Origin of the sequence: Leclercia sp. LSNIH8 (assembly GCF_002920195.1) — a bacterium.
Taxonomy (GTDB): domain Bacteria; phylum Pseudomonadota; class Gammaproteobacteria; order Enterobacterales; family Enterobacteriaceae; genus Enterobacter.
This window is the reverse complement of sequence record NZ_PQJY01000035.1, coordinates 1-1189: the sequence shown is the minus strand read 5'-3', so window position 1 is coordinate 1189 and position 1189 is coordinate 1. Positions and strand designations below refer to the sequence as shown.

Genomic DNA, 1189 nt, shown 5'->3' with positions numbered 1-1189 from the left:
CTGTTTTTTTGTACAGTCTATGCCTCGGGCATCCAAGCAGCAAGCGCGTTACGCCGTGGGTCGATGTTTGATGTTATGGAGCAGCAACGATGTTACGCAGCAGGGCAGTCGCCCTAAAACAAAGTTAACCCAGGATGAGAACCTTGAAAGTATCATTGATGGCTGCGAAAGCGAAAAACGGCGTGATTGGTTGCGGTCCAGACATACCCTGGTCCGCGAAAGGGGAGCAGCTACTTTTTAAAGCATTGACCTACAATCAGTGGCTTCTGGTGGGTCGCAAGACGTTTGAATCTATGGGCGCACTCCCCAATAGGAAATACGCGGTCGTTACCCGCTCAGGTTGGACATCAAATGATGACAATGTAGTTGTATTTCAGTCAATCGAAGAGGCCATGGACAGGCTAGCTGAATTCACCGGTCACGTTATAGTGTCTGGTGGCGGAGAAATTTACCGAGAAACATTACCCATGGCCTCTACGCTCCACTTATCGACGATCGACATCGAGCCAGAGGGGGATGTTTTCTTCCCGAGTATTCCAAATACCTTCGAAGTTGTTTTTGAGCAACACTTTACTTCAAACATTAACTATTGCTATCAAATTTGGAAAAAGGGTTAACAAAGCTATGCAATCGACGGCAAAAAGCTTCGTTCGCTTCGCGCACTACGCCTTTTCCGCGATTGATAGCGACGTTATGTGAATATTGAAATGAGCATTCCAAAGAAAGGAAGTAGAAAAATTATCGTGGGCGAAAATGAGTTTTTGTGGCTCATTAGGTCAAAACTCACATATTCGCAGGACTGTTTAGGTACAGAAATGACTGCGGTCGTTGAACCGGATGCCGGTCCTCACTGATGAAGAAGTGAACACCGTACGGGAATCGTGCCGGCAGCTTGGAGCTATCGGCCGGAACCTCAACCAGGTGGCCAGGGCCTTGAACATCGAGTTCAGGGAAAGTGACAAGCTCAAGCAAGAGGCCATCGAAAAACTGGCCGAACGGATCGACCAGCATTTGGACCATGTGTCTGAGCTGTTCGATAAGACCTGGAGCCGGTGGCACGATTGTCATTTTCAGAAGACGACTGCACCAGTTGATTGGGCGTAATGGCTGTTGTGCAGCCAGCTCCTGACAGTTCAATATCAGAAGTGATCTGCACCAATCTCGACTATGCTCAATACTCGTGTGGGCT

1 protein-coding gene and 1 pseudogene are annotated in these 1189 nt (G+C 48.3%); both read left to right on the top strand.

All coding sequences use genetic code 11. From position 1 onward, the window contains the following. Positions 1 to 143 precede the first annotated feature (143 nt). The gene (gene dfrA14, locus C3406_RS25820) at positions 144 to 617 is read left to right on the top strand and encodes a trimethoprim-resistant dihydrofolate reductase DfrA14 (protein ID WP_004201280.1); all 474 of its coding nucleotides are present in this window, start codon (positions 144 to 146) and stop codon (positions 615 to 617) included. Positions 618 to 1054: 437 nt separating this feature from the next. Then, a pseudogene (locus C3406_RS26705) lies at positions 1055 to 1129 on the top strand (EAL domain-containing protein); the annotation flags it as partial. Between the last annotated feature and the right edge of the window lie 60 nt (positions 1130 to 1189).